General features: G+C 31.8%; 18 protein-coding genes and 2 tRNA genes. 9 read left to right on the forward strand and 11 right to left on the reverse strand.

From position 1 onward, the window contains the following. Positions 1-40: 40 nt before the first annotated feature. The 4 genes from ACSIGE_RS11005 to ACSIGE_RS11020 all read left to right on the forward strand — a co-directional run bounded on the left by ACSIGE_RS11005 (position 41) and on the right by ACSIGE_RS11020 (position 5,378). Positions 41-2,005: a putative porin gene (locus ACSIGE_RS11005; protein ID WP_440879922.1), complete on the forward strand. Its 1,965-nt coding sequence runs from the start codon at positions 41-43 to the stop codon at positions 2,003-2,005. Positions 2,006-2,151: 146 nt separating this feature from the next. After that, entirely contained in the window at positions 2,152-2,892 is a 741-nt protein-coding gene (locus ACSIGE_RS11010) for a hypothetical protein (protein ID WP_440879923.1), read from the forward strand. Between the two features lie 14 nt (positions 2,893-2,906). Next, a complete protein-coding gene (locus ACSIGE_RS11015) occupies positions 2,907-3,836 on the forward strand; it encodes a hypothetical protein (protein WP_440879924.1) in 930 nt (309 codons plus the stop codon). 864 nt (positions 3,837-4,700) lie between these two features. Next, complete coding sequence (locus ACSIGE_RS11020; protein WP_440879925.1) at positions 4,701-5,378, forward strand: 4'-phosphopantetheinyl transferase family protein; 678 nt, start codon at positions 4,701-4,703, stop codon at positions 5,376-5,378. A gap of 99 nt (positions 5,379-5,477) precedes the next feature. On the opposite strand, the gene ACSIGE_RS11025 is transcribed toward ACSIGE_RS11020, so the two are convergent. Together ACSIGE_RS11025 and ACSIGE_RS11030 are read right to left on the reverse strand one after the other, a co-directional pair. Further along, positions 5,478-5,551: transfer RNA gene (locus ACSIGE_RS11025), tRNA-Asn, on the reverse strand. Between the two features lie 48 nt (positions 5,552-5,599). Next, positions 5,600-5,673, reverse strand: a tRNA-Asn gene (locus ACSIGE_RS11030). A 295-nt stretch (positions 5,674-5,968) separates the two neighbouring features. On the opposite strand from ACSIGE_RS11030, the gene ACSIGE_RS11035 reads away from it, so the two are divergent. Next, positions 5,969-8,728, forward strand: coding sequence for a 2-oxoglutarate dehydrogenase E1 component (locus ACSIGE_RS11035; protein WP_440879926.1), 2,760 nt, complete (start codon positions 5,969-5,971; stop codon positions 8,726-8,728). A 34-nt stretch (positions 8,729-8,762) separates the two neighbouring features. Beyond that, positions 8,763-9,974 (forward strand): 2-oxoglutarate dehydrogenase complex dihydrolipoyllysine-residue succinyltransferase, encoded by a 1,212-nt coding sequence (gene odhB / locus ACSIGE_RS11040; protein ID WP_440879927.1) that lies wholly within the window; start codon positions 8,763-8,765, stop codon positions 9,972-9,974. Between the two features lie 219 nt (positions 9,975-10,193). On the opposite strand, the gene ACSIGE_RS11045 is transcribed toward odhB, so the two are convergent. Continuing rightward, positions 10,194-10,904 (reverse strand): DUF547 domain-containing protein, encoded by a 711-nt coding sequence (locus ACSIGE_RS11045; protein ID WP_440879928.1) that lies wholly within the window; start codon positions 10,902-10,904, stop codon positions 10,194-10,196. A gap of 360 nt (positions 10,905-11,264) precedes the next feature. Between ACSIGE_RS11045 and ACSIGE_RS11050 the strand changes: the two genes are divergently transcribed. Together ACSIGE_RS11050 and ACSIGE_RS11055 are read left to right on the forward strand one after the other, a co-directional pair. Further along, the gene (locus tag ACSIGE_RS11050) at positions 11,265-13,589 is read left to right on the forward strand and encodes a trypsin-like peptidase domain-containing protein (protein ID WP_440879929.1); all 2,325 of its coding nucleotides are present in this window, start codon (positions 11,265-11,267) and stop codon (positions 13,587-13,589) included. Positions 13,590-13,864: 275 nt separating this feature from the next. Next, positions 13,865-16,192: a trypsin-like peptidase domain-containing protein gene (locus tag ACSIGE_RS11055; protein WP_440879930.1), complete on the forward strand. Its 2,328-nt coding sequence runs from the start codon at positions 13,865-13,867 to the stop codon at positions 16,190-16,192. A gap of 58 nt (positions 16,193-16,250) precedes the next feature. On the opposite strand, the gene sufD is transcribed toward ACSIGE_RS11055, so the two are convergent. The 8 genes from sufD to ACSIGE_RS11095 form a co-directional block, all read right to left on the reverse strand. Next, on the reverse strand, positions 16,251-17,564 hold the full coding sequence (gene sufD, locus ACSIGE_RS11060) for a Fe-S cluster assembly protein SufD (RefSeq protein ID WP_440882212.1): 1,314 nt from the start codon (positions 17,562-17,564) through the stop codon (positions 16,251-16,253). 64 nt (positions 17,565-17,628) lie between these two features. Next, positions 17,629-18,381: a Fe-S cluster assembly ATPase SufC gene (sufC, locus tag ACSIGE_RS11065; protein WP_440879931.1), complete on the reverse strand. Its 753-nt coding sequence runs from the start codon at positions 18,379-18,381 to the stop codon at positions 17,629-17,631. Positions 18,382-18,443: 62 nt separating this feature from the next. Next, positions 18,444-19,892: a Fe-S cluster assembly protein SufB gene (gene sufB, locus ACSIGE_RS11070; RefSeq protein WP_440879932.1), complete on the reverse strand. Its 1,449-nt coding sequence runs from the start codon at positions 19,890-19,892 to the stop codon at positions 18,444-18,446. Between the two features lie 33 nt (positions 19,893-19,925). Beyond that, positions 19,926-20,255, reverse strand: coding sequence for a HesB/IscA family protein (locus ACSIGE_RS11075; RefSeq protein ID WP_440879933.1), 330 nt, complete (start codon positions 20,253-20,255; stop codon positions 19,926-19,928). Between the two features lie 116 nt (positions 20,256-20,371). Next, complete coding sequence (locus tag ACSIGE_RS11080; RefSeq protein WP_440879934.1) at positions 20,372-21,439, reverse strand: cytochrome-c peroxidase; 1,068 nt, start codon at positions 21,437-21,439, stop codon at positions 20,372-20,374. A gap of 23 nt (positions 21,440-21,462) precedes the next feature. After that, positions 21,463-22,212 carry an MbnP family protein gene (locus ACSIGE_RS11085; protein WP_440879935.1) on the reverse strand — a complete coding sequence of 250 codons (750 nt, stop codon included), beginning with the start codon at positions 22,210-22,212 and terminating at the stop codon, positions 21,463-21,465. A 43-nt stretch (positions 22,213-22,255) separates the two neighbouring features. Then, positions 22,256-23,491, reverse strand: a complete 1,236-nt coding sequence (locus tag ACSIGE_RS11090) for a hypothetical protein (RefSeq protein WP_440879936.1) — start codon at positions 23,489-23,491, stop codon at positions 22,256-22,258. A 93-nt stretch (positions 23,492-23,584) separates the two neighbouring features. Beyond that, on the reverse strand, positions 23,585-25,024 hold the full coding sequence (locus ACSIGE_RS11095; protein WP_440879937.1) for a choice-of-anchor B family protein: 1,440 nt from the start codon (positions 25,022-25,024) through the stop codon (positions 23,585-23,587). Between the two features lie 123 nt (positions 25,025-25,147). Here ACSIGE_RS11095 and thiL point away from each other — a divergent pair, with 123 nt between their 5' ends. Beyond that, the gene (thiL, locus tag ACSIGE_RS11100) at positions 25,148-26,191 is read left to right on the forward strand and encodes a thiamine-phosphate kinase (protein ID WP_440879938.1); all 1,044 of its coding nucleotides are present in this window, start codon (positions 25,148-25,150) and stop codon (positions 26,189-26,191) included. Positions 26,192-26,607 lie beyond the last annotated feature (416 nt).

Consider the following 26,607-nt stretch of genomic DNA (forward strand, 5'->3'; position numbering starts at 1 on the left):
TAGATGCTTTTTTTCGTTTTATTATTTTACTTTTGCCAGTATGAAGAAAATCTTGTTAATAATATTGTTTTGTTCGTTTGGAATTCAGGTGGTTTCTCAAATACGTAGTATAAATGATGGTTTTACGAATCCTCAAAATGGACAAGGTATAATGGATAGGCAAGTTGATAGTCTTAAAGGAGAGGTTAAAGTAAAATTAAGCGGAAAAACAAAATACACAGATTATAAAATTATTTCACAAGACAATGATACAACTATTGTAGATACTACATTAACAATTAAAAAATATTATAAATTTAATTTTACGAGAAAAGATAATTTTGAACTATTAGCATTTCATAATCAGGGGCAAACTTTCAATAAACTAGCATATGATTTTGAAAACACTTCAGAGTGGCCTGATATTGGTTTTAAAGCAAAACAGTTCAATAATATTGACCTTAAAGATGTAAACTATTATCATGTTCCGACACCTACTACTGAAATTATGTACCGCACAGGTTTGGAACAGGGACAAGTTTTGGACGCTTTATTTACTGTAAATTTCTCAAAAAGATTCAATATTGGTATAGCCTATCGAGGACTAAGATCTTTAGGTGCGTATCGTAGATCTTTATCGAGTACAGGTAATTTTAGATTTTCATTTAATTATGAAAGTCCAGAAGGGCAATATGCCATAAAAGGACATGCAGTAAACCAAGATTTTATGAATCAAGAAAATGGAGGGCTTACGGAAACGTCTTTAAACGCATTCTTGATAGATGATCCTAATTTTAGTTCAGATAGGGGGCGTCTTGATGTTAATTTGAACGACGCTGAAAGTGTTTTAGAGGGTAAAAGGCTTTTTGTAGAGCAGACTTACAAAATTATTTATTCGAGAGATACCATTAATGATAAAGATTTTTCAAATCTTAAAATAGGACATTCTTATACAAGAAACTCCAAACTCTTTGAGTTTAAACAAGGAACTGCATCCGATTTTTTTGATACAAACCGGGTTGGAGAAACTTTTACCAATAAAACAAATTATTTGGTGCATAACAACCAGATATTTCTCGATTTTAATTCAAAATATGTGCTGGGTAAATTCCGAGTAAAGTCTGGATATACAACTTATAATTATGGTTATGAAAATCTACAAAATAATTTGGTTGATATTCAAAACAATAGGCTCAAAGGAGAAGCGGTTTCTTTTGGAGCAGATTGGAGGGGAAATGTTAAAAATTTTCAAGTTAAAGCAACTGGAACTTTAACTCCCGGCAGAGGTAGGTTGTCTGGAAATAACTTGTTAGTAAGTGCATTGTATAAAAAAGACAGCATTTTTTCAATAAAAGCTAAATTGCACATTAACAATAAGATGCCAGACTTTAATTTTCTATTGCATCAGAGTAATTATAATAAGTTTAATTGGGATAATGATTTTGCGAATATTGGAAGGCGCATTTTGGGAGGAGAATTTGAAAGCAAATGGGGTAGCGCTTCTTTAAATATTTCAAATATAGATAATTACACTTATTTTGATAAAGATGGATTGCCAAAACAACACAAAAAAAATATTAATTATTTAAAGGCTAAAGTTTCTAAAGAGTTTAAGGCTTGGAAGCTTCGACTAGATAATACGATAATGTATCAAAAGGTTGCTGATGGAAGTCAAGTTTTAAGAGTTCCAGAATTTGTAACTAGGAATACTCTTTATTATATGGATAGTTGGTTTAAAGGATCGCCTTTATTAGTTCAGATAGGTGCGACTTTTAAATACTTTACTAAATATAAAGCAAATGCTTATAACCCTTTATTAGGTGACTTTACTATTCAAAATGAAACAGAAATTGGATACCCAACAATAGATCTTTTTTTTAATGGAAGGGTTCGTAGAACAAGAATTTATTTTAAAGCAGATAATATAAGTTCATTTTTCTTAAAGAAAAACTATTTATCCGCACCGAACCACCCTTATAGAGATTTTGTAATACGCTTTGGTTTGGTATGGAATTGGTTCATCTAGAAAAAAATCTCTCAACTAATTTCGATTCTTCTAATAAATAGCAACTGAAAAAGTTAAAATTACATTTGTTTGTTGCTATCGGGGGAGAAGTTTAAAAAAAAATAATTATTACTTTTGTTAAATAAATATCATAAATTAATTGCAGTATGTTTTCTAGAAAATTGCTACCCATTGTTATTATGGTAATGAGCTTTTTTGCTTGTGGAGTTTTACCAGAACAAAATACTTTTGAAACTTTCTCTAATACGGTTGAATTAGGAGTGCTAGGAAATAAGAAAAAATCTATATATAAAACGAACTTTGAAGTATCAAGTATTCCTTATTATAAAAAATTTATTAAGGTTTCAGTTACAGAAAAGAGTTTTACAAAGAAGATCTATAAAGAATATCAAAAAGTTATTAAAGAAACAGGCGTTTCGGAAGAATTTAAATATGTGGACTCTTTGAAAATTAAACCTAAGTTTATGGATCTTATAATTGAAGATAAAGCGTTGGTTATTGAGTCTTTAAATGATTTAGATAATACAAATGTTAAAAACTATACTCGAAATATGCCTAAGACAAAAATAGTTTCAGGGTTAAGAGTTGTGTTTCAAAATAATGTTAAGGAAGATTTTAAAAAAGCTGATGCATTATATTTCAGAACAGATCAACAAAAAAAACAGACTATATATCTTTTTAAAAATGGAAAACAAATTGCCGTTTTGGATACATCAAAAGCTTTTATTTTTGGTGTAAAATTATCCTCTTTTTGTTGGGGAGGTATCGATGCGGAAAAGATAGGTTTTGTTTCTTTAGTGTCTGATGGTGAAAATTGTACTATACAATCAAATAGAGACCCTAAAAAACTAGAAAAAAAACATAAAAAAAACTATTTTAATTATTAAAAAATAAATTAGGTATGAAAAAAAAAATATTATTTGGATTATCAATATTATTTTTAATAGCTTGTGAAGCTATTTTTGTAGAAGATATTTCAAAAAGTTACATTACGCTAATAGCCCCCTTAAATAGTGCATCCATAAAAACAGGAGAAATTAGTTTTCTTTGGGAGAAAGTTAGTGAAGCCGATAACTATCAATTACAAATAGTTTCACCTTCATTTTCAAACCCAAGTCAAGTTATATTGGACACAACTGTTTTACCTAATACATTTGTTCATAAGCTCAATCCAGGTGATTATGAGTGGAGGGTAAAAGCAAAAAATAGTGATTATGAAACAATGTTTGAAGCAAATACTTTTACAGTTATAAATTCTGAAATTACGAATTCAGTAACAGAGCTATTATCACCAAAATCAGAAGAAACAACTAATATTTCAAATCAAAATTTAACGTGGTCTGTTGTACCCGGGGCCATTGATTATAGGGTTCAAATTTATAGCCCGGATATACAGGGGGTGTTGATTGATGATGTGATTGTAACTGAAACAGAATACAGCTATGATTTTTCGGAAGGCGACTTCACATGGCAAGTGAGACCGCAAAATGATTTTCAAAATGGAAAATATGTAAACAGAAAGATTACAGTAGATACAGAAAAGCCGAATGTGCCGGAGAACCTATTTCCTAAGAATAACCATATTCAATCTGAAAGTTCTATTGACTTTTCATGGGGTCGAATAGATGTGGCTGGAACACCAGAGGTAGATAGTATTTATGTTTTTTCTGATGTGAATTTAACAACGTTAATTTTTAAAGGTTTAGGAGTAAATAAGTCATACAACAAAGAGGGGGTAGAAAAAAATACTTATTATTGGTTTGTAAAAGCTTTTGATAAGGCAAATAATGAAAGTGAAAAAAGTTCAGTTTTTCAAATTACATTAAATTAGATGCTTTTACTTACTGAAAGTCAAAGAAATTGAGTCTAATTAAGACTGTTAAAAGAGGGTTGAATTTTTTAGATTAAGAGTTTAGTATTGATTTGTGAAAACAGTTTTTTAACTTTTTTTTAACCTTTCGTTTTTTTTCTTCAAAAAAATGATTAATTTAGATGTATGCAATAAAAACATTGCTACTCAATTACCTTCTATATAAATAGTTATCTGTATTTAGATATCTTAATTTTCTAAAATATACTCCCTGTGAGTAATAGTCATTTTTAACCATTAACAAACTAACAAACTATGACAAAAAATTACTTTAATCTATTTTTTACAAACGTCGATAAAGTTATTGGCAAAAACTTTAAAATTCATTTTTTTAGAAAAAAATATGAGTTTCTTCTAACAATGTTGTCAAATCTTCAATTACAAAAAAAGACGCACAAATCTTACCATACGCTTTTGTTTCAAGAAGTCAATTCTTCTAGTTTGCAAAGGAATAATAAATATTTTTCCAAACCCTATTAAGTATAAATAGGTGTATCATCATTGGACAAAAAGATATGACGTTGCTATTACAAAATAGTCATATTTTTTGGCAAAGTATTATCTATTTGTGCAAAGGATTTACATTCAGCTAAAAAATATTAAGGAGTGCTTCCTTTATATAATCCAAAACTTTAATTCTTAAATAATAGAAAGAAGTTAGACGATTTATTGTCTTATTCTTTACTATTTATGGCATGGCTATTAACCAACTCTTTCTAAATATTAGAGCTGGGTATTTTTATAGCATGTGAAGTGTTTATTAGTATTTGGTTTTTTAGGGGCAACGATTTCAATAAGTGAATTTTATTAAAATTAAACAATTAAATGAGTATTTCAACTATTGCACTTTGTGTTAATAATGACATAGAATGGTCAGAAACTAAGCTTAATAACACGATGAAAGTACTTCCAAATAAATTAATAAAAAAAGCGAAAACATTTCGATTTTGGAATGATAGGCAAGCTTTTATATTGGGAAAATTACTTGTTAAAAGGGTTTTGGAAGAGAATTCGAAATTTAATTTATGTGATATTCAATACAATTCATATGGAAAACCATATGTTAAAGGAGATATATCCTTTAGTGTATCACATTCGGGATCATATGTTATTTGTCTATTTTCTCTAACAACTAATTCAATAGGTGTTGATATAGAAAAAATAGATTCAAAAATTAATCTTAATGATTTTGAAGAAGTCTTAACTACTAAGGAGAGTTTAAGAATAAAAGATTCTAAAAGTCCAAAGGATACTTTTTATGAAACTTGGACAATTAAGGAGGCAGGGATGAAAGCAGATGGAAGGGGTATGAATATTCCTTTGAACGAGATAGATATAAGTTGTGAGAGTTTAAAAATAGAAGAGAAGAAATGGTATCATTATCCTTTGGATATTGAAGAGAATTATAAGTGTTCATTGGTAGTCGATTCTCCTGAGTTTTTCGTCTGCTTTAATAAGATTAATGACGAGGAATTAATGAATTATCGATTTTTAGCAAACTAAGATTCTCGTTGTTGTTTTGGGAATAACTTTAGTCTAAATAGCTTTCAATAAGCTATTTAGACTAAAACAAAAAAACACCTTGAATAAAGGTGTTTTTTGCTCCTCTTCTTGGGCTCGAACCAAGGACCCTCTGATTAACAGTCAGATGCTCTAACCAACTGAGCTAAAGAGGAATGTATGTATGTTTAACGTGTGAATCAGTGATTTTCACGTTGCTTTTGCTCCTCCTCTTGGGCTCGAACCAAGGACCCTCTGATTAACAGTCAGATGCTCTAACCAACTGAGCTAAGGAGGAATTTAAATACAACTTTTCACAAATTGCGAGTGCAAATTTAATAGAAATTAACGTATTTGCAAAATAAATATTGATAAAAAAATATTTTTTTTGTTTTTGTTTTGATAGTCAGTGCTTTGTTTGGTTTGCTGAAATTAATCTAATTGTAGTTTAGTCAAAAAAAACTCAACTTTAACCAGTTAAAATAAGAAGGAAAAAAAACTTAGTTTTTACTAAAAGTTGTACTTTTGTAGCTATTATTCTTAGAATTTATCTAAATATTGAATTCTTAAAAAAGAAAAGTATAGCATACAATATGGACAATTTTTCGTTCCTAAACGCAGTACACACAGGTTTTATCGGTGATTTGTACGAACAATATCAAAGAAATCCTGACGGAGTAGAGCCTAGTTGGAGGAGTTTTTTTCAGGGATATGATTTTGCAAGCGAAGACTATTCGCAAATCAATGATACCTCATTTGAGGTGCCAGAGGAGGTTCGTAAAGAATTTTTAGTCATTGATTTAATAAATGGATATCGTACAAGAGGTCATCTTTTTACGAAAACAAATCCTGTAAGAGAGAGGAGAAAGTATACTCCATCTCTAGATGTTGAAAATTTTGGACTTACAAATAATGATTTGACAACTGTTTTTAGAGCAGGTGAAATATTAGGTATAGGTCCTAAGAGTTTAGCAGACATTATTCAGCATTTACAAACTATATATTGTGATAGCATTGGCATAGAATATATGTATTTGCGAAATCCGGAAGAATTAAAGTGGTGGCAAAATCGTTTAAATCAGAACGACAATCATCCAAAATATTCGAATGAGGTAAAAAAATATATCCTTTCTAAGCTAAACCAAGCAGTAGGTTTTGAGAATTTTTTGCAAACAAAATATGTAGGGCAAAAACGATTTTCCTTAGAAGGAGGAGAAACTTTAATTCCTGGAATTAGTATGGCTTTAAAGGATGCTGCTGAATCTTATGGGGTTAAAGAATGTGTTCTAGGTATGGCACATAGAGGCCGTTTAAATACATTAGTTAATATTTTTAGAAAACCTGTTAAAGATCTTTTTAGTGAGTTTGAGGGAAAAGATTTTGAAGATCAGGATATTGATGGAGATGTTAAATACCATTTAGGTTTAACATTAAGCAAACAATTTAAAGAAGGACAGGGTATTAAAATGAATTTGGTTCCCAATCCATCCCATTTAGAAACAGTAGATGCTGTCGCAGAAGGTATTGTTAGAGCTAAAATTGATAATGAGTATGATGGTGATAGTGGTAAAATTTTACCAATATTAGTGCATGGTGATGCGGCAATCGCGGGACAAGGGATTGTATATGAAGTTATTCAAATGGCCCAACTAAATGGTTACAAAACAGGAGGTACAATTCATGTAGTTGTAAATAATCAAGTTGGTTTTACAACGAATTATCTTGATGCACGCTCTAGTACTTATTGTACAGATATTGCTAAGGTAACTTTGTCACCTGTACTTCACGTTAATGCAGATGATGCCGAAGCTGTTTGTCATGCAATGCAATTAGCTGTTGAGTTTAGAATGAAATTTAAACGGGATGTATTTATAGATTTATTAGGGTATAGAAAATATGGACATAACGAAGGTGATGAACCAACATTTACCCAACCAAATTTATATAAGGCAATCTCTAAACATAAAAATCCAAAAATAATTTATTCAGAAAAATTAAAATCTGAAGGAACTGTAGATGATTCATATATAAATCGCTTAACGACTGAGTTTAAGGAAATGCTTGAGTATGATTTTCAAGAATCAAAAAAGCAAGAGTCTTCTCGGGTTAATGAATTTATGCCAGAAGTTTGGGACGGTTTTGTTCGCAAACAGCTTGAGGCTATGCTACAACCTGTTGATACTTCATATGAGCTTGATAAGTTAAAAGAAATAGCAAAGATAATATCAACCGTTCCAGAAGGGGTTAAATTTGTAAGAAAAGCGAATAAAATTTTAAAGGATAGGGCTAAACGAGTTTTCGAAACCAATCAACTAGATTGGGGTACTGCTGAAAATCTAGCGTACGGAACGTTGCTGGAAGAAGGATATAATGTTAGAATATCGGGTGAAGATGTAGAGAGAGGAACATTTTCTCATCGTCACGCGATAATGAGAGATGAAGTTTCAGAAGAGAGAATTAATCTTTTGAATACTAATAGGAATAACAAAGGTAAAATGACAATTTTTAATTCTCATTTATCAGAATATGGTGTTCTTGGGTTTGATTATGGATACGCTATGGCTTCTCCTAACACTCTTACTATTTGGGAAGCGCAATTTGGAGATTTCGCTAATGGAGCTCAGATTATGTTTGATCAGTACATTTCTTCAGCAGAAGATAAATGGAAACTTCAAAATGGATTAGTTATGCTTTTACCTCATGGTTATGAGGGACAGGGGCCAGAACACTCGTCGGCAAGAATTGAACGATTTTTACAGTCATGTGGTAAAGATAATTGGACTATTGCAAATTGCTCTACTCCTGCAAATATGTATCATGTACTACGAAGGCAGATGAAACGTGATTTTAGAAAACCGTTAATTGTTTTCACACCAAAAAGCTTATTACGTTTACCTAAGGCCGTGAGTAGTATTGAAGAATTAGCTTCAGGAAGTTTTCAAGAAGTTATTGACGATACGATTGATCAAAATAATGTAAAGAAAATGGTGTTTTGCACAGGTAAAATCTATTATGATCTTTTGCAAAAGAGAGAAGATCTTAAAAGATTTGACGTTGCTTTAATTAGAATAGAGCAGTTATTTCCGTTACATAATGATAGAATAAAGGAAATCATGGATAAGTATCCAAATGTAGAGCGTTATGTTTGGGCTCAGGAAGAGCCCAAAAATATGGGGGCATGGACTCATATGTTAGAACGCTTTGAACTGGCTCGCTTAGAATGTGTTTCAAGGAATTACCGCTCAGCACCAGCTGCTGGATCTAAAAAGCGTTATGAACGACGTCAAGATACTGTGATGGCAAAAGTCTTTGATTTGGATGTAGAAACATTCCGAGAATTAACAAAAAAATAGAGAATAATAAATTCAGATATAAAATTTAGAACTGATGGTTTTAGAAATGAAAGTTCCTTCTCCGGGGGAATCAATTACCGAAGTAGAAATAGCAACCTGGTTAGTTGAAGATGGTGATTATGTTGAAAAAGATCAGCCGATTGCCGAAGTTGATTCTGATAAGGCTACATTAGAGTTACCAGCGGAGGAAAGTGGAGTAATCACCCTAAAAGCTGAAGAAGGAGACGCTGTTGAAGTGGGGGCTGTAGTTTGTTTAATTGATATGGACGCTCCAAAACCAGAAGGAGCTACTACTACTACTGTAGAGGCAGAGTCTGTAAAAGAAGAAAAATCACCAACTCCAAAAGTTGAACTAGTGCAAGAAACATATGCTACAGGTGCGGCTTCACCAGCAGCAAAAAAAGTGTTAGCAGAGAAAGGAATAGAGGCTTCTTCTGTAAAAGGAACAGGTAAGGATGGTAGAGTGACCAAAGAGGATGCTATAAAAGCCGTTCCTTCGATGGGAACTCCAGGTAATGGAACACGCACTACAGAACGAAAGAAACTTTCTATGTTACGTAGAAAAGTAGCCCAACGTTTAGTATCTGTAAAAAATGAAACTGCTATGTTAACAACATTTAATGAAGTTAACATGCAACCGATATTCGATTTACGTAAGGAATATAAAGAGATTTTTAAAGAAAAACATGGAGTTGGTCTAGGGTTTATGTCATTTTTTACTTTAGCTGTAGTTAGGGCTTTAAGAATGTATCCAGATGTAAATTCAATGATTGATGGAGACTTTAAAGTATCTCACGACTTTCAAGATATTTCTATAGCGGTTTCTGGGCCTAAAGGTTTGATGGTTCCGGTGATTAGAAATGCAGAAAATCTTTCTTTTAGAGGAGTAGAAAGTGAAGTAAAACGATTAGCTTTAAGAGCAAGGGATGGTCAAATTACTGTAGATGAGATGACAGGAGGCACTTTCACCATTACAAATGGAGGAGTGTTTGGTTCAATGTTATCGACTCCTATTATTAATCCCCCTCAGAGTGGTATATTAGGAATGCATAATATAGTCAATCGACCAGTTGCTGAAAATGGTCAGGTTGTTATAAGACCAATAATGTATGTGGCTCTTTCTTATGATCATAGGATTATTGATGGGCGGGAGTCTGTCGGATTTTTAGTAGCGGTAAAAGAAGCTCTAGAGAATCCAACTGAGCTATTAATGGATAATAATCCAAATAAAGCATTAGAGTTATGATAGGTTTATCTATATCAAATTAGATTAAATGTACAAAATATTTGAATTAAAATGCCTCTTACAGAATAGTCAGAGGCATTTTAATTTATTGTTGTGCTACTACTAGTAATACTATATTTTTTGTAATTTTCAAATTATAATTTATATCAGGAGTTTGAATATAAAAAACAAAACGATATTCTTTATTCAAGTTAGAAGGAAAGCATTTAGCCACTTTTTTTACTTTTCGTTTAAAGTCCAATCATAATTAGAATATATAATTTCTGCACCATCTTGAATTTTAATACTTGAGTATTTATTTAAATAATCGATGAGCGTAATACTTGAGGTAAAATCCTCTTGATACCACTCAAAAATTTTAGAAACTTCTACACGATTAATTGATATCTTATTCTTGGTAGGATCATTGATAAAATGAGTCATTAGCTTTTCAAGCTTTGTATTTATATTTTTTTCAGTAAAAGCGAAGTTAACAAATTTAGGTCCAGATTTTGAAGCTGCGTTTATACCTACATGAATTCTTGGATCATCATGCCATCTTCGTAGAATTTTATGCTCGATATAATCTAATGAATACATTTCATTTCCTACTTTGGCAAATGGTATTTTCCATGCGTTCCTACCTTTTCGCTTTATAGTAGTTATTTTTTTAAGAGGGTAGCTATCTAATATTAATTTTATAGTATAGGCATTGTAAGTATTAATCCAAAAAGCCTTCGCTTTATCTGTAGACCAATTTTTTCCTGGAATAGTTTTTTCAAGCTGTTTTAAATAAACATTTAAAATAGCTTTATTTTTACGTAATCCAATATAATCAACATTCCCATTTTTATCGACATATGTTTTTAATAATGCATCAAAAACATCAGTTTGAGCTTTTATTTGAAAGCTGATTAGAGTAAGCAGGTAGATTGTAATTATTTTTCGCATAATTTTCCAGTTTTTGAATTTCTAATAAAATTTTAGACGCATACTGTTGATATTCATTACACTTTAATTAAAATTACTATAGTATAATTCCTATTTCTTACTTATCAAAATAAGTGTAGTATTGTTAAATAAGGATCTATTCTATTTGTGGATTACAACATTAGTATCGTCAATTCTTTATTAGATTAAAATAGTGATTTTTAACGTTTATAATTAGTTTTCATCAAAAAAATAAAACTAATTCTGTTAATTTATGTTAAAAAAAGTTAATTATTATTTAATTTTTTAACAGAGGGTTGTAGGGTATTTGTATTATAGCTACTTTGTTGCATATTTAAATTATTAAAACCCTTCTATAATATGAAAAATTACTTTTTCAAAATGGCTTTTTTAGCCATAATTGTACTGTGTACAACAAATTTAAGTGCACAAAAGACTCTCAAAATTGGTGATGAATATGATTCTGACATTAAAGTAACTAAAACTTATCAAAGATTCAGAAAGTCAAAGTTGAACAAAGGTTCTAAAGAACTTGTTTATCAAAAAGAATTTTATTCTAAAAACTCTTCTTACATTAAACTTTATTTTAAAAATTTTGATTTAGCACCTGGAGATTATCTCCAAATTCAAGGTGTAAATTCAAAAGAGTCAATTGTATATGGAGGTAAGGGAAAGATAGTGGATAGTCAAAAGACTATGATTAGCGATTTCTGGTCAAGAGTCATTTTTGATGATAAAGTAACTGTAAAACTATATTCATTAGGAGAAGTATCTAGTCATAACGGGTTCGAAATCACTAAAGTTGCTTATGGTTACAGTGAAGAGAAAATTATGAAGAAAGTTTCTTCTCAGATAAGGTCAATCTGTAGTTCTGATAATAAAGAGCGAATAGCTTGTTATCAGGGTACACAAATGTATGAGAAAGCCAAGGCTGTTTGTCGACTATTGATTAATGGTAGTAACTTATGTACAGGTTGGTTGTTAGGAAGTGAAGGTCACTTAATGACAAATGAACATTGTATAGGTTCTGCAAGAGATGCACAGAACACTGATTTTATATTCAATTATCAATATCAGGGATGCTCTGGTAATGCAACAGCACAGCGTGATATTGTAGCAGAATCATCAACATTTATTAAAACTAGTTCTTCATTAGATTATACTTTGGTAAAACTTCCTACGAATCCTACTGCTAAATATGGTTATTTAAGTTTAAGTAAGAAGATACCAGTTAAAGGAGATAGGATTTATATCCCGCAACATCCTGGAGGAAGAAGAAAAGAAATTTCAGTAAAAACGGATAGAGATGGAACAACTGGTGGTTTTTCAAGGGTATATTCTAGTACGTCTGGATCAGGAAAACAGGTTAGGTATTATGCAGACACCGAAGGAGGTAGTTCAGGTTCTCCAGTGATTGATTATTCTTCAAATTTAGTAATTGCCATTCACAATACTGGATTATGTCCAAATGGCTCGTATGGAAGATGTGATAACTTGATTAGTTCAATTGGCAGCAATATGCCAACAAATGGTGTTGGTGGTAGTACTGGCGGTGGTGGAAATCCATCATGTACTAGTACTGTTTCATCTTTTCCATATAATCAAGATTTTGAAAATACACTTGGTAAATGGAAGCAAAGTACGAGTGATGATTTTAACTGGGCAGTAAATAGAGGAGGAACAAGGTCAAGAGGGACAGGACCTTCATCAGCTAGTTCAGGGTCTTATTATTTATATATGGAGTCATCTTCTCCAAATCACCCTTCTAAATCAGCAATTATTAATTCTCCATGTTTTAATTTAAGCAAGGCTAATAAAGCTACGTTTAAATTCAACTATCATATGTATGGATCATCTATTGGTAATTTAAAATTGCAAGCTAGTACAGATAAAGGAAAGTCGTGGCTTACTATTTGGCAAAAGTCTAACAGTCAAGGTGGTTCTTGGTTGTCAGCATCTGTAAATTTAGGAAACTATATTGGTAAAACGGTTCAGTTAAGATTCAACGGAACTACAGGTTCTTCGTATACAGGAGATATAGCGATTGATAAATTATCATTATCTACGAGTGGATCAGGATCGTCTGATGGACAAAGTTCTATAGTCAAGTTGAATATAAAACTTGATAGATATCCTGAAGAAACTACATGGGAAATTAAAGATAATAAAGGAAAGGTGGTATCGTTTGGAGGTCCTTACTCTCGCACTAGTGGATCAACAATAACCAAAGATATTAAATTAGCAAATGGTTGTTACAGTTTAGTTTTTAAGGATAAAGTTGGAGATGGTATTTGTTGTAGATTTGGAAGTGGATCTTATAAATTATCTACTAGTACAGGTACTACATTAGCTTCTGGAGGTAGATTTGGTAGATCTGAGACTAAAAATTTCTGCCTAGGGAATAGTACAGAAATAAATTTCGAATCTGAATTTGTGCCTACAGGCGAAGTTGTTGATGATTTAATTATATTTCCAAATCCAGTTTCAGAGGTGTTGAACATTAAAATACCAGAAAGAGACTTTAATGGAACTTATAGAATTATAAATCTTGAAGGAAAGGATGTAGGTGATGGCAAGTTAAGACAAAATATACCTGTAAATTTACCGCCATCAATATATACGCTGGAAGTTAAAACAATAAAAGGTACATACAAAGGAACCTTTGTTAAAAAAGAAAATAAATAACATAACTAAATAAATATTTTAACAAGAACTGTTCGGAAAATCCGGACAGTTCTTGTTTGTATAAGGATATAATTGCATTTGTCACACAATTCTTATATAATATTACATTCTATATAATGGAAAAGATGTTATGTTATTAGGTTTCTTGACTACAAAGTATTAGTTGTCACTTTTGAATTTTAGTACTATTAATATTAAAATATGATATTTAGCTTGTTAAATAGTTTGATTATTAATACTTTAATGTTTTAATACTAACCAAAGCCCATATAAAAATGAAAAAATACCTTTTTAAAATGGTTTTTACAACCATATCCTTTTTGTGCGTAAATATTACAAACGCTCAAAAAGTTTTTACAGTTGGAGATGAGTTTGACTCCGATATTAGAGTAACTAAATTATATCAAAAATTCAGAAAATCAAAAACAAAAAAAGAAGCAAGCGAACTTGTTTATCGGAAGGAGTTTTTTTCAAAAAAATCATCTTACATAAAAATATATTTCGAGAATTTTGATTTAGCGCCTGGTGATTATCTTAAACTTACAGGAGCGAATACAAAAGAATCAATTATATATGGAGGAAAAGGAAAGATTGTTGATGAAAAAATGACTATGATAAGTAATTTTTGGTCCCAAATACTTTTTGATGAAAAAGTAGTCTTAGAACTCTATTCTACTGGTTCAGCAGTGAATTATAATGGATTTGAGATCAAAAAAGTAGCCTATGGTTATAGTGAGGAAAAGATTATGAAAAAGCTAGTAGGACAAGAGTCAATATGTGGATCAGATAATAAAGAGCGTATAGCTTGTTATAAGGGTACAGAAATGTTTGAAAAAGCGAAGGCTGTTTGTAGATTATTTATTGGAGGAAGTTCACTCTGTACTGGTTGGCTATTAGGAGAAGAGGGTCATTTAATGACAAATAATCATTGCATAGGTTCTTCTTCTTCAGCAAGTAATACTGATTTTGTGTTCAATTATCAATATGATAATTGTTCAGGAACTACACTTGCTAATAAAGATGTTGTAGCTTCTTCGGCAGCTTTTATAAAAACAAATTCACAGCTTGATTATACACTTGTTAAATTACCAGTAAACCCGACAAATACATATGGATATTTAAGTTTAAGTTCCATAGCTCCTTCAGTAGGTGATCGTATTTATATACCACAGCATCCCGGTGGAAGAAGAAAAGAAATTTCCGTTAAAACAGACACAGATGGTACACCAGATGGTTTTTCAAGTGTATACGCAAGTACGTCTGGTTCTGGACAACAAGTTAAGTATTATGCAGATACAGAAGGAGGGAGCTCGGGCTCTCCTGTAATTAATTATACAACGAATTTAGTTATTTCTATTCATAATACAGGTGGATGTCCTAATGGGTCATACGGGCGTTGTGATAATTTAATTACTGATATAGGATCTGATATGCCTAGCAAAGGAGTTGGCGGAGGAACTCCACCACCACCAACGCAAACTTGTACTAAAGTTATATCTTCTTATCCTTACACAGAAAGTTTCGAGATTAATGATGGATGGAAACAGCTTTCTAATGATGATGGTGATTGGTTAAGAGACGACAATGGTACTCCTTCTAGAAACACTGGTCCTTCTAGTGGTGATGATGGGGATTTTTATATGTTTTTGGAAGCATCTTCTAATAGTAGTGCAGGTCAGATAGGAAGTAATGCTACTGCTGAATTATTGAGTCCGTGTTTCAATTTAAAAGAGGTAGTTAATCCTAGGTTTTCTTTTAGTGCCCACATGTATGGTGATAAAATAGGTTCTTTGAAATTATTAGGCTCTACTGATGGAATCAATTGGAAATCTTTGTGGGAAAAATCTGGTAATAAAGGGAATAAATGGTTGAAAGAAGAGGTGAGTCTTACTAACTATCTAGGAGAAGAGGCTTTTCGCTTGAAGTTTATAGGTACAACTGGTGATGGGTGGACTAGTGATATTGCCATTGATAACATCGTTTTAGCTACTGATAAACCAGGAGGTGATGAAACCTCCGTTACATTAACTATTAAATTTGATAATTATCCTAAAGAAACTTCATGGGTTATTAATGATGATAAAGGGAATTTGATGGCCTCAGGAGGAGCCTATGGAGACCAAAAAGGAGGAACTGAAATTAAAGTCTCGAATGATTTAATAAAAGGATGCTATGATTTAATCATAAAAGATTCATATGGTGATGGTATATGCTGTAAATACGGATCAGGATCATATACGCTTATTGATGATAAGTCAGGGGCTATTCTAGCTTCAGGAGCAAAGTTTTCTAGCTCAGAAACTACTTCATTCTGCATAGGTGAAGACTCTTATGAGGGTGCAGTAGAAAATTTTGACTTTAGCGGTGAAATTATAAATGATTTGATGATTTATCCAAATCCAGTTCAAAAAACACTACGGTTTAAAATTCCTGAAAGGAAGGTAAAAGGTAAATATAAAATATTAAATGCAGCAGGAGGGGTTATAATGGAAGGTCAATTACAAGAAATTATACCATTGAACGGGGTGTATGAAGGTATCTATATTTTAGAAGTTGAGACTGATAAGGCTAATTATACTAAAACATTTATTAAAATAAAATAGCAAAACTTTTTGTTTTAAACAAAACCTAAGATTTTAAAGTCTTAGGTTTTTTATTTTTTTATAGGTCGAAACCTATATCAACGCCTAATTTATTGGCTATAATTTTTGTAATTCTTTTCTTCACTTCTGGTATTTTAACACTTTCCAGAACTGTATTAGCAAAGGCATACATAAGAAGAGCTTTTCCTTCTTTTTTAGGTATTCCTCTTTGTTGCATGTAAAACAGAGCTTGATCATCTAGCTGACCAATGGTACATCCATGAGAACACTTTACGTCATCAGCAAAAATTTCCAATTGTGGTTTCGCATTAATAGTAGCTTTATCACTGATAAGAATATTGTTATTTTGTTGGTAGGCATTTGTTTTTTGAGCCTCTTTTTCCACGATAACTTTACCATTAAACACACCTGTCGATCGCTCATTATATATACCCTTATAATCTTGATGACTTTCACAATTTGGTTCTATATGATGTACCAAAGTATGATGATCTACATGCTGTTTTCCTTCAATAATCGTTATCCCTTTTAATATGGAATCTATCCTTTCTCCCTTTTGATAAAAGTTTAAATTATTTCTTGTAATGTTTCCTCCAAATGAAAAAGTATGCACTGAACAAATACTTTCTTTCTGCTGTTCAATATATGTATTGTCTATTAAGGAAGCATTTACATTATCATTTTGAATTTTATAGTAATCTACTGTTGCGTGCGTATTTGTGTAAATTTCTGTAACACTATTTGTTAGTACAGGATTTTCAGTTAGACTTTGATGGCGCTCAATTATTTGAATATGAGAATTACTGTCAACTACAATTAAATTTCTTGGTTGAACCATAATAGCCCTCTCTTTACCTGTTGCGAAATTTATAATCTGAATAGGTTTTTGAACTTCTATATTCTTTGGAATATGAATAAAAGCCCCCTCACAAGCAAAAGCAGTATTTAACGAAGTCATATTATCCTGCTTAGCAATTTTATTGAAGTAATTATCAATAATAGTTTTATATTTAGGTTTAGAAAGAGCGGCAGACATCAGACACACATCTATTACATCATGCGTTGTTTCAGATAAGAAAGAACTGTATTTTCCGTCAATAAAAACAATTTTATAGCTGTCAATATCGTGAATAAAATATTTTTTTACATCTGCTAGTTCTATAGCAATGTCATGCTCAGGAAAAAGACTATAATCTTCTTTTAGTATCGAATTTAGGGAAGTATATTTCCATGCTTCTAATTTTTTAGAGGGAAATCCTAACGTTTCAAAGTCTTGTAGGGCTTTTGTTCTTATTTCATGAACATCTGAATTGATGTCTCTTCCATTTTCAAAAGCTACGTATGACGATAATAATTTTTCTTTTAACTCCATTCTTGATAGTTGTAATTTCAAAGGTTAAATTTTACTCACTTGGTGAAGTATAAATTTTAACATTTTAACTATTCATTTCTTCTTTAATCCAGTCATATCCCTTTTCTTCAAGCTCTAAAGCTAAAGAGGCATCACCTGTTTTTACAATTTTTCCATCATGTAAAACATGAACATAATCAGGTACTATATAATCTAGTAAACGTTGATAGTGTGTTATTACAATAACAGCGTTATCTTTTGATTTTAGCTTGTTCACTCCATTAGCTACAATTCTAAGAGCATCAATATCTAAACCAGAATCTGTTTCATCTAGGATAGCCAATTTAGGCTCTAACATTGCCATCTGAAAAATCTCATTTCTTTTCTTTTCTCCTCCAGAAAATCCTTCATTCAAAGAACGAGATAAAAATTTTCGATCAATTTCTAATAACTCAGATTTTTCACGAATTTTTTTCAGCATATCTTTTGCTGGCATTTCCTCAAGACCTTTGGCTTTTCTTGATTCATTAATAGCTGTTTTTACAAAATTGGTAACAGTAACTCCAGGAATTTCAACCGGATATTGAAATGATAAAAATATTCCAGAATGAGCTCTCTCTTCTGGAGCTAACTCCTCGATATCTTCACCTTCTAATTCAATTGAACCTGAAGTAACTTCATACTCCTCTTTACCAGCAATAATTGAAGATAGCGTACTTTTTCCTGCTCCATTTGGTCCCATTATTGCATGAACTTCACCAGCTTTAACTTCGAGATTGATCCCTTTTAAAATGGCCTTATCCTCTACTTCTGCATGTAAGTTTTCTATTTTTAACATTCTAATCTGTATTGTTTAAGCTTTTGCTTAAGTATGCGTTTTGTTTTATTTTTTAACTTAAATTATCCGACACTACCTTCCAGTGATATTTCCAAAAGTTTTTGAGCTTCTACAGCAAACTCCATTGGAAGTTTATTGAGGACTTCTTTACTAAAGCCATTTACAATTAAAGCAATAGCTTTTTCTGTATCGATACCTCTTTGGTTACAGTAGAATAATTGGTCTTCTCCAATCTTACTAGTGGTAGCTTCGTGTTCGATTTGTGCTGTTTTATTTTTAGCTTCGATATATGGAAATGTGTGAGCTCCACATTCATTTCCCATAAGCAAGCTATCACACTGTGAAAAGTTACGTGCATTTTCAGCACGCGGACTCACCTGAACCAATCCACGATAACTATTTTGAGACCTACCTGCAGAAATTCCTTTTGAAATGATTGTAGATTTTGTGTTTTTTCCAAGGTGTATCATTTTTGTACCAGTATCTGCTTGCTGAAAATTATTAGTTACTGCAATGGAATAAAATTCACCAACAGAATTATTACCTTTTAAAACACAACTAGGGTATTTCCAGGTAACGGCAGAACCAGTTTCTACTTGAGTCCATGAAATTTTAGCATTCGTTTCGCATAAGCCCCTTTTTGTTACAAAGTTAAAAACACCACCTTTACCTGTGGCATCTCCAGGAAACCAGTTCTGTACGGTTGAGTATTTTATTTCTGCATTATCTAAAGCAATCAGCTCTACAACCGCAGCATGTAGTTGGTTTTCATCTCTTTGAGGTGCGGTACAGCCTTCTAAATAAGAAACATAGCTGCTTTCGTCTGCTACAACTAAAGTTCTTTCAAACTGTCCAGTTCCTCCTTCATTAATTCTAAAATAAGTAGAGAGTTCCATAGGACATCGCACTCCTTTGGGAATATAACAAAAAGAACCGTCAGAGAATACGGCTGAGTTTAAGGCAGCATAAAAGTTATCTTTTGGAGGAACAACAGAACCTATATATTTCCTCACTAGTTCAGGGTGTTCTTGAATTGCCTCTGAAATAGGCATAAAAATAATGCCTTTTTCAGCTAACGTTTCCTTAAAGGTTGTAGCAACTGAAACAGAGTCCATAACTACGTCAACAGCAACATTAGCCAAACGTTTTTGCTCATCTAAAGAAATACCTAATTTTTCAAAAGTAGCAAGTAGCTCAGGGTCAACCTCATCTATGCTGTTCAGTTTTGGTTTCTTTTTAGGAGCGGAATAATACGATATAGTTTGAAAATTAGGTTTTTCGTAATGGACGTTTGCCCATTCGGGTTCTTCCATTTCTTTCCATATCTTAAATGACTCTAAACGCCAATTAGTCATCCATTCCGGTTCATTTTTCTTTTTGGAAATAGCTCTAACAATATCCTCATTTAAACCATTTGGAAACTTTTCACTTTCAATATCTGTGTAAAAACCATATTCATATTCTTTGGTTTTCAGTTCCTCTCGTAAATCGTCTTCCGTATATTTACTCATCAGCTGTCAATATTCTTTATTCTATTTGTGTTATTATAAGGAAAAACTCTCACCGCACCCACAAGTACGGTTGGCATTAGGATTATTAAAAACAAATCCTTTGCCGTTTAAACCTCCAGAATATTCTAGTGTTGTACCTACTAGATAAAGGAAACTTTTTTTGTCAACAATGATTTTAACGCCATTATCTTCAAATAATTTGTCATTTTCCTCTTGTTCATTATCAAATTTTAAATCATATGATAAACCTGAACAACCTCCACTTTTAACTCCAACTCTTACATAATCGATTTTAGCGTCGAAGCCATCTTCAGTCATTAATTGAACAACCTTTTTTTTTGCAGTATCTGATACTTTTATCATACTTGTAAATAGATTAATATCCTAAATCAACTACAAAGATAATGACAAAATATGATTTATATCATTTTTAAGATGAATATCGTTTATAAAACCATAGATTATGTCGATAATTATGATTAATTTCGGTAGTTAGGATTATTTACAAAGCTCGAATCCGTTAATGTTAGAAGAAAGGCTTTTAAATTCTTTTTTTCATCGTTTGTTAAATGAACGCCGCCCTCATTTACCGTTTTCATTAGAGGATCTATCGTTTCGGAGTTTTTTAAACCCTCTGAGTAATGGTCAATAACCTCTTCAATTGAGGAAAATCTACCATCATGCATGTACGGTGCAGTGAATATTAGATTTCGTAAAGAAGGGGTTCTGAATTTTCCATAATCAGAAGGATCTCCTGTTACACTGCCTAGGCCTAAATCACTAAATTCAGAGTCGAGTCCATTGTTGCGAAATTGATTGTCAGTCCAAAGCGGGTTTTGTGTACCTCCGTGACAATGAAAACAATCTCCTTTATTTTCGTTGGTAAATATTTGGAAACCTTTTAATTCTTCATCTGATAAGTTGGTTTTTCCTTCTAAAAAATTATCAAATTTAGAGTTTGCAGAAATCAAAGTACGTTGAAATTGAGCCAATGCTTTTGCTACCAATAAAGAATCTATTTTTGTGGTGTTAAAAGCCTTTAAAAATAAATTTGGGTATTCATGATGCGTCGTTAGTTTCTTTATTATAGTTGTCCAATTACCATGCATTTCTTTGGGGTTACGTATAGGAGAAAAGACTTGTCTTTCGATACTTAATTCTGAACCACTCCAAGTAAATCGTTCACTAAAATTCCAAGCCAAATTAAATAAGGGCATTGCATTTCTATCTCCTTTAATTCCGTTAACGCCTTCACTAAGTGATTGAATATCTGAAAAAGAGTTTTTGGGGTTGTGGCAACCTGCACATGATTGGATATTATTCTTTGATAGAATAGGGTCAAAAAAAAGTTTTTTACCAAGGTTAATTCCTTCTTCCGTTAATGGGTTTGTTTCAGGAATTATAGGTGCGATTAACTTCTTCTTGAATATTTCGGGTATTTCTAAATCTACTTTTTTAGGTGTGTACGTTTCAATGTCATTACTTGGTGAAGAACAACTTAGAGTAAATAGAGTAAATAGAGTAAATAAGAGTATTAGGGGCCTCAATTTAAAGTGCACTAATGATTTAGTTATTGCGTAATTTCACCAATTCTAAAAACATCTTTTCCATTATCAGACATATCTAGTTGTGCATCAAAATTCATCATCAAATCTGTACTGCGTTCGTTTAAATCCCATGGATGAGGGTTTTTAAACCATTCTGCTAGGTTCATTTTTACTTCTATTGTTGCATTGTTTTTTAATGAAATGGTTCCTAAATCTAATTTAAATGATGTATCTTTTATTGAATCATTAACAGCATTATATGCTTTTATAGCATGGAATAAGTAAGGTTTTTCCATGCCTAAGGAGTCTTTATATTTACCCTCAAGTTGTAAAAAATGATACCCTCCTGGTTTATCTGATTCTACATTCCAATTTACAGCATTTAAATCGGGATAAGCTCCCGAGATATTATCGTCGTCATTAAACCCAAAAGTAAAAGATAATTTATAAGATCCCTCGGAGATTGTTTCAGGTAATTCATAGAATACCTCATCATCTAGCGTAATCAGTTTATATCCTTGAAACTTAATAGTATCATTATTGCTTTTTGTTATGTTAACTCTTGATATCAAGTATTTTAGGTGTTCGATGCTTATTTTGTTTCCTTTTTGATTCTCGTAGTTGAATTTTCCAAAGTCATCACTACTTATAGGTGTATCGTCCCAATTGTGAGTGAAATGTAATCGAAGTGAGATTTGTTTAACAGCTTCGTCATTATCAGAACTGCAACATAGCATGAAAAAAGACAAAAATGTTATTATAATTTTATTCATAATCGCTATTTTTATTTCATGTAAATATACATTTATAATATTTTTATTTAAGTTTTACAATTAAAATATCTGAAAACCCTTTGTTAATAAGGACGTCTTTATCATTGCTAATAGTCTCTCCAACGCCTATAATTTTTCCATCTTTAAGCTCAATTGCATCAAAGCAAACATCGATATTTGAACCACCAAAGTTTTTTTGCCAAAGGATATTGGCTTCAGAGTCAATTTTTAAAATCCAGGAATCGTTTTGGCCTTTATTCTGAATATTTTTAAAAGTACTTCTTGTACTACCAGATAATAAGAAATTACCATCAGATGTTTGATGAATAGAGTTTCCTGAATCAAAATTTATTCCTCCGATATTCCTTTTTGATAATAGTGATCCATCGTAATCAATTTTTATAATATAGAGATCTGACCCTCCATAATTTTGGTTTATATCCTTGTCTTTGCTTCTGCTATTTCCAATAATTAACAAATCCCTATTGTTAGTTTCTACAATGGCTTTCGCTTCGTCGATTTCTGAGCCCCCAAAGTTCTTTTGCCAAATAAGTTTTCCAGAATTACTTATTTTAAGGATCCAGAAGTCATAACTTCCTTTATTATTGGTAATATCAACATCATGACTATCAGAGCTACCAACAATAATAAAGTTGTTGTTTTGAGTCTGAACTATTCCGTAAGGAGTGTCTGTAAGGGTACCCCCATAGTATTTACTCCATTCAATTAGTCCAAGCGAGCTCAATTTGATAATCCAAAAGTCCCCACCAGCATGCAATGATTTTGCGTTAAAGTTTCCTTCCCCAATTGAAGCTGTAACATCGATTTCTCCAGTAACTAAAAAGCCACCTTCTGAAGTTTCGATTATAGCAGTTCCGAAATCTTTACCAAGAAAGCCTATACTTTTTTGCCATTCAATGATACCTTCTGAGTTAAGTTTCAGAACCCAAAAATCTTTATCGCCTTTGTTTTGAGTGAGGTCAAGATCTGAGCTTTCTGAATACCCAATTACTGCAAAGCCTCCATCTTTTGTTGTAATTATTTTTTCTCCCCTATCATTGTTACTTCCACCAAAAGTCTTTACCCATTCCAATTGATCATTATCAGAATATTTAATGATAAAGAGATCAAAGCTTTCATTCTTTTTTAAAATAAAATCATAATCGTTACTTTGAACGTATCCAAGGATAGCATATCCTCCATTCTTACAGTTTACAACGGATTTTGCGACTTCATTTTTTGATCCTCCGAAAGTTTTTATAAATTCAATTTGTCTCATTGAAAAAGAATTTATTTCAACTTTCTTAGAGCTACAGCTCATTATTAGAGCTATAAAAATTTTAAGCCTAATGAATTTAAATAACAATATTTATTAGTTTAGTATTATTTTTTTCGTTTTTGTATTGACCTTGACTAAATAAACTCCTGTTGAAAGATTACTTATGTCTAATTCAATTTTAGATGAATTTAAGTCCTTTCTTGAAATAATTTTTTTACCAATTATGGATATAATATCTAGGTTTTTTATTTTCCCTTTATTTATGGAAATTACAAGCTGCTTTTGAGTAGGGTTTGGAAATATTTTTACATTGATTTTATCTATTTTATTTTCGTCTATATCTAAAGTTCCGCTTTTTTTTACAATATATAGCCCACGATTTATATCATTGATTATTATACTTCCACTGGAGAAATAAGGGTATATACTCCAGACACCATTAAAAGCGGTGTTATCGTTTTGAGGGTAGGTGTCAAAGTAGCCAATTTCAACCATTGGATTTGATGTAGAAAATATATTCGAAATATCAAAAACTCTCATGCCAGCAGTATAATTAGATAAAAAAAACTCATTATTTTTGACGTATCCGTTATGGTCAATAGCCTTAGTTTTTCCAAAATGAGTAAAGGATAATTTCGGGTTCTCCAGGTCTTGTAGATCAAAAATTAATGATCTTGTATTCATTCCAAAGTTTTGCTCATCTTTTTCGTCACCTAAAATAAAGTAACGATGATCATCTGTAAACCAACCTTGATGTGTGTAGCCAATTTGAGGATAATTTAATGATGAAATCTTTACAATATTAGTTTTGTCCGTAACATCAAGAATGATGATTTTATTTTCATTACTTCCAATATATATTTCTTTGCCACGATGAATAGTATCAGGACCAGAATAAGTAATTACCTGAGCATCATGAGAGTATCCTTCGATTCTATAGTCGCCAATATAAGAAGGAGATGTCGGTGTGGTAATATCAATAAATATGGGACCCCCCCCATTTATCTCCCTACATCCTAACAAATATGCTACTCCTTTAGTCTCATTAATAACAATATTATGACAGCTTCCAACTCCAGTGTAAATAAAATCAGCATTAAAGTTTTGTTCAGAGGTAGCTCCTCGGAGTTTTGTTAGATCGAAAACTTGCATTCCATGTTCTCCAACATTATCAGCTACGATAAAAGCATGATTATTAAAAACTTTAATGTCTCGCCAATGACTACTCCCTTTATTTGAGTCTAATCTACCTAAAAAAACTGGGTTTATAGGGTCAGTAATGTCTATAAAGGCAGTACTGTTTGACATACCAGCGATCGCATATTCTTTATTTGTTTCCGGATCCGTCCATCCCCAAACGTCACTTCCGGTGGGAGTTCCATTTGAGTTAGCTAAAGTTTTTATAGGAATAAAACTCATTAAGTCAAAGTTATTGCAAGGATATTCATTAGCCATGCCATTGATGCAGGGAGTTTGAGACCTAACAGTAGAAAGCAACAAAAAAAAGAAGATAAAAGGTAATTTTTTCAGCATATCATACAATTAAAATAGAGGTATAGTAAATATATAAAATATTGAAATACAATGCTTAATATATTTTATTCTCTTATGCTAACTATACTATGTTAATTCTGGATATATGAGTATCTTTGTGAGATGTTAGAAAATAAAAATCAAGGAAGAACCTCATTGTCAAAGTTAGGTGAGTTTGGCTTAATAGATCATTTAACAAAGCATTTTACATTACAGCATTTTACATCAGTAAAAGGAGTAGGGGATGACGCGGCAGTTGTAGGGTCATCTGATAAACAGACGCTAATTACTACAGATTTATTGGTAGAAGGAGTGCATTTTGATCTAAGTTATATGCCATTAAAACACCTTGGTTATAAGGCAGTAATGGTAAATCTATCAGATGTTTATGCCATGAATGCAGAAGCTGAGCAAATAACGGTTTCTGTTGCCGTTTCTAACCGATTTTCCTTGGAGGCATTAGAAGAGCTTTATTCAGGAATTCAATTAGCTTGTAGTAACTATAAGGTAGATTTAATTGGAGGAGACACAAGCTCATCGAATAAAGGAATATTGATTTCGATAACAGCAATTGGTAAAGCTAAAGAGGAAGATGTCGTGTATAGAGATGGAGCGAAACCGACTGATTTGATTGTAGTTTCTGGAGATTTAGGAGGGGCCTATTTAGGTTTGCAAGTATTAGAGAGAGAGAAGCAAGTTTTTGAGGTAAATCCTCAGAATCAACCAGATTTAGATAATTATTCTTATATTATCGAAAGACAGTTAAAACCAGAAGCAAGAAGAGATATACCAAGACTTTTAATGGAGCTTAAGGTGAAACCAACATCTATGATTGATATTTCAGATGGATTATCATCAGAAATTTTTCATATCTGTACTCAAAGTAGAGTAGGTTGCAAAATATATGAGGACAAGCTTCCATTAGATCCGCAAGTTATTTCTGCATGTGAGGAGTTTGATATTGACTCAACTATGGTTGCGCTCAGTGGAGGTGAGGATTACGAATTATTATTTACGATTTCAATAAATGATTTTGATAAAATTAAAGGAAATCCAAATTTAACGGTTATTGGTCATGTTACTGAAAAAGACCAAGGACTAAACCTTGTTACCCGTGCAAATCAAGAGATAGCTCTAAAAGCTCAAGGCTGGAATTCATTTAATTAGTCAATTTTACAATGTTTTAAATTTATGAGAGGGTTTCCAATATCTCTTTGGAACGATTATTCATATTTAGAGACCTGAGTTTAGTGATCAAGCTAATGCTTTTAAATTCAGATAAAATTTATCTAGAGCAAGTATCATGAACATCATTATTAATGAATTAAAAAATAAATTGTTTTTTAAAAGAGGCTCCCCTAAATTTAGTGCAGCCCTTTTTAAAATGTGACAAAACGCACAATCTTGTTTATTTATCGAATGATATCATGCTTAGACAAATAGTTTTTTCTCACAATATAAATTAAGTTTCACCTTGTAGGGTACTTTATAACATTCAATTAGATTTTTACTTAAAATTACTTGTGAAATACACTTACATCTAGAAAAAAAACAAAGTTACATTTTGACTTCTATTTATGATT

This window comes from Tenacibaculum profundi (assembly GCF_052050075.1).
GTDB lineage: Bacteria > Bacteroidota > Bacteroidia > Flavobacteriales > Flavobacteriaceae > Polaribacter.